This window comes from Gallibacterium faecale, from assembly GCF_027920745.1.
In the GTDB taxonomy this organism is placed as follows: Bacteria; Pseudomonadota; Gammaproteobacteria; order Enterobacterales; family Pasteurellaceae; genus Gallibacterium; species Gallibacterium faecale.
In genome coordinates this window covers 1-7,335 of sequence record NZ_JAQIBB010000118.1, presented here as the reverse complement: position 1 = coordinate 7,335, position 7,335 = coordinate 1, and the positions used below count along the sequence as shown (strand labels likewise).

The 7,335-nt window shown below is 36.8% G+C and carries 3 protein-coding genes; all 3 read right to left on the bottom strand.

Annotated elements, in window-relative coordinates; all coding sequences use genetic code 11:
* Positions 1–23: 23 nt before the first annotated feature.
* The 3 genes from ppx to tamA are packed head-to-tail and all read right to left on the bottom strand — an operon-like array spanning position 24 to position 7,240.
* Complete coding sequence (ppx, locus tag PF272_RS12210; protein ID WP_271142968.1) at positions 24–1,508, bottom strand: exopolyphosphatase; 1,485 nt, start codon at positions 1,506–1,508, stop codon at positions 24–26.
* 18 nt (positions 1,509–1,526) lie between these two features.
* On the bottom strand, positions 1,527–5,504 hold the full coding sequence (gene tamB / locus PF272_RS12205) for an autotransporter assembly complex protein TamB (RefSeq protein ID WP_271142967.1): 3,978 nt from the start codon (positions 5,502–5,504) through the stop codon (positions 1,527–1,529).
* The gene (gene tamA, locus PF272_RS12200; protein WP_271142966.1) at positions 5,501–7,240 is read right to left on the bottom strand and encodes an autotransporter assembly complex protein TamA; all 1,740 of its coding nucleotides are present in this window, start codon (positions 7,238–7,240) and stop codon (positions 5,501–5,503) included. The genes tamB and tamA overlap by 4 nt, the downstream gene beginning before the upstream one ends.
* Between the last annotated feature and the right edge of the window lie 95 nt (positions 7,241–7,335).

Sequence of the window (7,335 nt, the reverse complement as noted above, 5' to 3'; positions counted from 1 at the left end):
ATGAAGTATAGTGCTTTTACACATTAACGATAATCTAATTCAATACCTAATGAAGCAAGGAATTTTTGTTCTTGCTGTAATTCCGTTTTTAGTAATGGATTACGAGTTAAATACTCATCAGGAAAGACTAATTGCCATTTTTGCGTAGCAGAATAGGAGAGCTGGATCTCTGTTAATTCGGTTGCTTGTCTGGTTTTATTGAAAATGACGGCAAAACGCAATAATAAAATAAGTGTTAGTACATCATCATTCGTATAGCGATAGCAATCCGGAATATCGGCAATTCTAAATGTCCCAGTATGGAAACGTGCAAGGATAGCGAGTAAACGTTGCTGTTCACTATCAAATCCCGGTAGTTCTGTATTTTGTAAAATATAAGCGGAATGTTTTTGAACATTACGATGATTAATCACAATACCCACTTCATGGGTTAATGCAGCATAAAATAGGATTTGGCTTAATTCATAAGCAAAGCGTTCTTCTTGCCAGGAGTGATATTGTTTCGCTAGCATTTGTGCAACTTGTGAAACCCGCGTTGCTTGCTCACGATCCAAATTAAACTGTTGATTTAAACTATTAACAGTACGCTCACGAATATTGCTTACGCGGAATTTATCTTCAAAGTTATACATTACCCCTTCACGGACAGCACCATCAGAATAACGCATAGATTTAATTTGGAATGTTTCAAATAGTGCAACGAGAATTGCTAAACCCGGTACAAAAACATCAATACGATTATGGTGCAAACCGGGTAAATGAATCTGATTAAAATGTTCTGCTTTTAAAGTTCGTTCAACTAATTCATTTAAACGAGGGAGGGTAATTAAACCGTCTTTAAAGTGGAGAGCTAATAAAACTTCACTCACAGTTTTAATTGTACCAGAAGAACCTAAAGTCGCTTCCCAACCTAATTGACGATATTCCCAAGCTAAATCCTCAATTTTTTCTAATGCACATTGCTTAGCCTGTTGGAAACGTTCAACACTTAGTTTTCCATCATTAAAAAAACGTTTAGCAAAACTAACACATCCCATATGACGACTTTCTGCAATAAGTGGCGTAAAGTCATCGCCAATAATCATTTCTGTAGAACCACCACCAATATCAATGACCAGTTTGCGTCCTTTTTCTGGTTGTGTGTGGGAAACCCCTGCATAAATTAATTTTGCTTCTTGTTGACCAGAAATAATATTAATTTTGTAAGGAAAGACACGAGCTGCTTGACGTAAAAATTCATCACTATTGACTGCTCGGCGTAAGGTATAAGTACCGATGACTTGTACATTTTCAGCAGGAAAGCCTTGTAAACGTTCAGAGAAAAGAGCAAGACAAGCAATACCACGATCGATGGCTTGTTGACTAAGCACTTGATCGCGATCTAAACCTTCTGCTAATTGAACTTTCTGTTTTAGTCTAGAAAGAATCTGGATTGAGCCATTAACAATACGAGCAACAATCATATGGAAACTGTTTGATCCGAGATCTACAACGGCGATTTCTTTCATAATAATTTACCTGCGTGCTTAGTGTTCAAATTGATATAGAAGATCAACAGCTTGTGATGTTCCTGATACTGATTGTAAATATAATTTCGGTAATAATCGATAGCGAAGTGTTAATTCTGCTAATGGTTCGAACAATCCTACGCCATATTTAACTTGCAGACGTGGTGTTAAATAACCACTAACGACAACTTGCGATTGATCACCAAGACCTTGTGTTTCTAAATTGAGATTTTGGATACCAAAGGTTTCACCAATTTGTCCGACCATTTTACCTGTCTTAGATAAGCTCATACTGATTAAAGCTGCACCTAGGGATGCACTTGATCCAGCATTTTCAGAGGATAACGCACGACCTGTTAATAAATAAGAGAGGGCATTGTCTTGTGACATTGATGGTTCGGAGAATACTTGAATCGTTGGCGATTCAGCTAAACCTGAAACACGAACTCCAGCAGTCACAGTATTGGTTTCCATGGCAGTTGGATTACGAATTGCTTCGATATTTAAGGTCGGTTGTGATGGTAAACCAGAGAAGATAATTTCTCCTTTACGAATTAATAAATCTTGCCCAAATGAGGCATAACGACCATTTATTAAATGGATTTGTCCAAATAAACCGAGCTGATTATCTTGCTGACGTACATTTAACGTACCTTCTAGGCGACTTTTTAGACCATAGGCACTAACTTGGACGCGTTGTCCAAGGTTAATCATAATGTTGGTGGATAAAAAGGCGTTTTCTTTTTCAGTTAGTTTTTTCAAACTTTGTTTAGCCGATAACTTTGGCTGTTGTTCCAAAATCACTTCATCAGCACTCACACCAATAGCACTTTCTGGTAATTGTTCGATTTCAATATTTGCAAAAGGCACATCGACCTGTCCCTCGATATTGAGATGGTTTGGTTGAGCTTGTAGATGAATATCTGGCACGATAGTCAATTTTGCCATTTCTGGAATGGTCAGTGAGAATTGGTCAGAAGTTGCTGAAAGATTAGCTTTCCAATTATTTAATACTCGCCAGTCACTATCACCGCGTAAGCGTAATGTTCCCTCTTTAGTCACAATTTCGCCATCCATAGTAGAACGGTTGCCATTGAAATTTAAATTGGCAAAACCATCGGTAATCGTAAATGGTAAGGCTGGCATAGAAGTAGTTAATTGGGTAAGGGCGAGTTTCCCATGAATTTGAGGATTATTTAAATGACCAGCTAGGCGTAAGTTGGCATTAATATTACCATCTACGCGATCCCCAGCATTTAAAAATTGTTTAATTAAAGCAAGTTTGAGTTCATTTAATTGGATTGTACCGCCTAATTCTGGTGTTGTATTTAAATGATCCAAAGTTAAATTCGTATTAATGCCTCCATTATCACGAATTTTAATTTCAGTTTTTGCAGTAAGTTTATTGTCTTTAATTTTACCGTCTAAAGTTAATTTGTTCAGTTCAAGATTAAAACGGCGATAATCCATTTTTTGTAATAATGTTAAACGAGAACTATCTAAATGTAGTGTTAAATCAAAAGGTTTATCTTGATACCAATTTACTTCACCCTCTAAATCAAATTGAGAATTTAATTGGGTGTTATCAGTTAAAAATTGTTTTAAGAAAGTCAGATTAGCTTGCTGTAATTTAAATGGAATATGACCTTCAATACCTGTGGTAAATGCTTGCGGGAAGCAGAGGGGCAAGCTGTTATTTTGCCAACAATGCGCAGAAATTTTTGCTAATTTTTCTTGATTTAAGTAATTGACCTTAATCGTTTTATCAGCATTAAATTTACCGATTAAGGTATCAAGCTGTGTATGGCTTAATTCTCCTTGCCAAGTTTGTTTATCACGATCGAAGCTACCTTGTAAATCAAGATCAATCGATGCCGGTTTGCCATTAGAACGGAGCTGTAAGGTATGTTGATGTTCGTCCCCATTAGCTTTTAAATCAATTTGAGAAAGTTGAACACTTTCGCCATATTTGAATTGAGCTAAGTTAAGATCCAGGTGACCGCGTAAGTTTTGCTGATCACTTTGTACTTTTCCTTTAATCGTGGCTTTTTGTAATAAAAGATCTGCAATATGTAGATGTGGGATCGTTAGATCCAGATCTAATTCTGGTTGTTGAATATCGCCTGTGATATGTGCAGTTCCTATTGCAGAAACATCTAAACCTTTATATAAACCAGTAAGATTTGGCGCATTAACCGTTAAATTAAATTGAGACTCTTTCGCTAATTTCCCATTAAATGCTAAATGGTTATTGCCATAATGGAAATCGAATTGTTTGCTCAGTAAAGGCAGCGTATTACTTAAAGCAAGATCTCCTTTAATAGAAAGTGGTTTGTTATCGGCATTTCCGGTTAAGTCGATGGTTGGCACATTGACTTGCCAACCTTGCGCATCCACTTTACCCGATGAAGCAAGTTTACCTGAAACTGTTGCCAGCCAATCTACGCTATGGAAGTAGCGATATACGTTCAGATGTTGTAATTGGAGTTGACTATCCCAAGTAACGCCATTTCGCCATGTCACGTTACCTTGTAAATCAAGATTACCATTTAAGCCTGAAAGCGCGGCTTGTTCAATGGTAAATTGATCAATAGAACCATATCCTTTTAAATCAATATCTACTGTAGGAGAGTGCATACCCTCAACATTTCCTTGTAAATTCGCTTGATAATTTAACAGATCACCGGTGACGGCTAAATGTGTTTTTACTAAACGAATCTGATCCGTAGCAGGATTACTCTCTTTTGGTAAGTAGAGAGGATATTTAGCTTGTTGTATCAATAAATCTAGAGAAAGAGGCAGTTTCTCTTCAGATAAGGCAACTTGAGCATTTAATGTTGCATCAGCTAACCCTTTAACGGTGAGTGCAGTGCTGAGTTTGCCATATAATTCGCCATTGGCGGTCAGATTGAGGTCAGTTTCTGGTAAGATCACCTGTTCTTTCTTTTGCTGATCAAGCTGTTTTTGTTGGTGTAATTTACCAGTCAACGAGAGTTGTAATGGGTATTTATCTTGTTGTGATAAGTTTGCAGTACCATTCAGATCGAACAGAGTACTGTTTATTTGTAAGGTAGAAAGTTTGATTTGCTGTTGATCAGCAGTGGCTTGAATAGCAATAGTCGGGATCTTAATTTTTGAAACTGTTTTCCCTTTTGTCGTTTGTTTCTGATATAACCAATCTTTTGCAGTCAAGTTTTCAATATACAAGGTAACTGGTAGTTGGAAAGGATGTTGGGCATCTAATAGCGGTTGTGCCAACTGTTGCTTTAATGCTTCCCAATCGGTTGGTTGGGTAGTTGTTGTTTGTTCTGTATCAGATTTTTGTTCGACTTGAATTGGTAATTCTACTTCATCTGCTAGAGTTTCTATCCATTGTAATCCATTAATTTCAGTGGGTAACAGATGGATGCCATTTGCCATTGAAGCCTGTAAGCCGGATGAAAAATGTTCTAAGCGCAGTAGTTGGTTATCAAGTTTTAGCGAAAATTTATCAATTTCAAGCTGTTTAAGATCAATATCCACAGGTAGTGCAAAACCAGAACTACTACTTTGTTCAGGTTCTGGTTGTTTTGGTAGTTGTGATGTATCAATGGCAATCTGAGGTTGACTTAGTTTGAGTTGATTAATGCATACGCCCATATGGAGTAAGCAATTAGGATCAAGTTGTAAACGCGCTTGAGCGATACTGACATCAACACCTGCTGTACGATAAGTTAAATGATCTAATTGCAAACCTTGTTCTAAATTTCCACTGACACGTTCGATTGAGAGATCGTTAAGTTTTTCATCTAAAAACGTGATTAATTTTTGTTGTGCAGTTTGGCTTTTTAATAAGGTAACGAGCAGAATAATAATCAGCAGAAGTAAGCTGATTAAACTAAGAATAAGCCATTTAATAATACGACGACCTTTACTTTTTTTAGTTGTTGGCAAAGATGCTGATGATGTATCGGTAGTCGATGATTGTTGTTCTTGTTCTTTTTCTTGTTGTTTCACAGTTCTGATCCTATACCAATATAAAACTCAATATTTTTACTATTATCTTTGTCATTAATTGGTGTGGCGATGTCAAATTTGACTGCACCAATTGGTGAGTTCCAGCGAACCCCAATACCGGCCCCTTTGCGTAATTCAGAAAAGGTAAACTTATTAGCAGCAAAACCGGTGTCATAAAAAATAGCACCCCACCATTTCGGATACACTTGGTATTGATATTCAACACTTGATGTGAATAAGCGATTACCACCGACTAATTTATTATCGTCATCACGTGGAGAAATTTTGTGATAACCGTATCCTCTAACACTACGATCACCTCCAGCAAAGAAGCGTAATGCAGGTGGAATTTTGTCAAAATCTTTGGTGGATAAATACCCGATTTCTGCTCTTACAAGAAACCGGTGATTTTCTGCATAGGTACGGATCCACGAAGTGGAGGCGATAGCAGAATAGAAATCGACTTCAGAACCAAATAATTTATTTCCCCAGTTTAAGGTAATTTTTTGTGAATCTCCCCAGTAAGGGAATAATCCGCCTCGTAAGCGAGTACGGTTAAATCCAGCTGTTGGGTAGATAAGCAACGTATGGTTAGAAACGCCGGCTTGAGTGAAGTTATCATAGCGCGCTCTTACTCCAAAAGAGTTTTGCCAGCCTGTGGCACGATTCCAATAACGTAATACCGCTAAGTTTAAGCCAGACGTCTTCGTATAGTTATCATTTTCTTCTTCATATCCAGTTGAGATTTCATAATAATAGTTCAACGGATTTTTCAGTAATGGCATTTTGTAAGTGGCTTCTATTGTCTTTTTTGGGGCAGAAATATAGAAATTTGATGAAAAACTATGGCCACGACTATTGATCCAGGGTTTATTCCAGCCAAATTGTAGGCGTGGGCCTACATCAGTACCATAACCAATCCCGATCTCATAACTGTTTTTTAAACGTGGTTGGACTAATACTTCCAGATCAACTTGTTTGGTTTTCTTATTCACATTAGGTTGCACTAACACAGATTTAAACCAGTTGCTGGCAGATAGATCGGTGCTTAATTCAGAAAGATCATTAATGAAATAAGGATCACCTTGATGAATTTTTAAAATATTATGCAAGTAGGCATCTTTGATTTGTGAACCTTTAAAACTAATATCACCATAATGGTAACGTTTACCACTATCGAAGGTGAGTTGCCAATAAGCTTCATAAACTGAAGGAATTATGGCTAAGCGGTGTGTTAAAAATTCTGAATCAAAGTAGCCTTTTGCTAAGGCGGTTTTTTCTATTTTTGCTTTATAGTCATCATAGACACTTTGGTCTAAAACAGTTCCCGCTTTAGGCAACTGCTTTTTTAAGGCAAGAAAGTTTTCGTCCTGTTCTGCTTCACCAAGAATTTGTACTTGTGTTTCAGCAATTTTTACTGGCTTATCTAATTTCACATTAGCGACTAATAAATCTTTAGCTTTATTTGGTTGTGGCACAAATTGATAATCAATTTTGCTGTTAAAATAACCCACCGCACGCAATGCTTCATCAATTGCTTTACTGGCTAAATAGTGATAACGATCAGAGTCTTCTACAGGAATATCTTTTAGTGTGGAAAGGTGGACGGTAACATTATTATACGCTTTTTTATTGTCGATACCTTTCACTTGTAACTCAAGTGCTTTATCAGCCATTGTATTGGTAAAAATGCATAGCCCAATTAGGGCAGAAAAAAAGGATTTGTTCCACTGCATTTTTTGAATCCTTTGTAATGTCTAAATCATATACATACGTTAATACTTGCCAACGTTAACAATATATAACTGACTTTTCAAGAATCTGTAAAAAA

What these genes read in the sequence shown, in the direction of transcription:
- ppx (WP_271142968.1), bottom strand. Translation starts at nt 1,508, where the DNA reads ATGAAAGAAATCGCCGTTGTAGATCTCGGATCAAACAGTTTCCATATG.
- tamA (WP_271142966.1), bottom strand. Translation starts at nt 7,240, where the DNA reads ATGCAGTGGAACAAATCCTTTTTTTCTGCCCTAATTGGGCTATGCATT.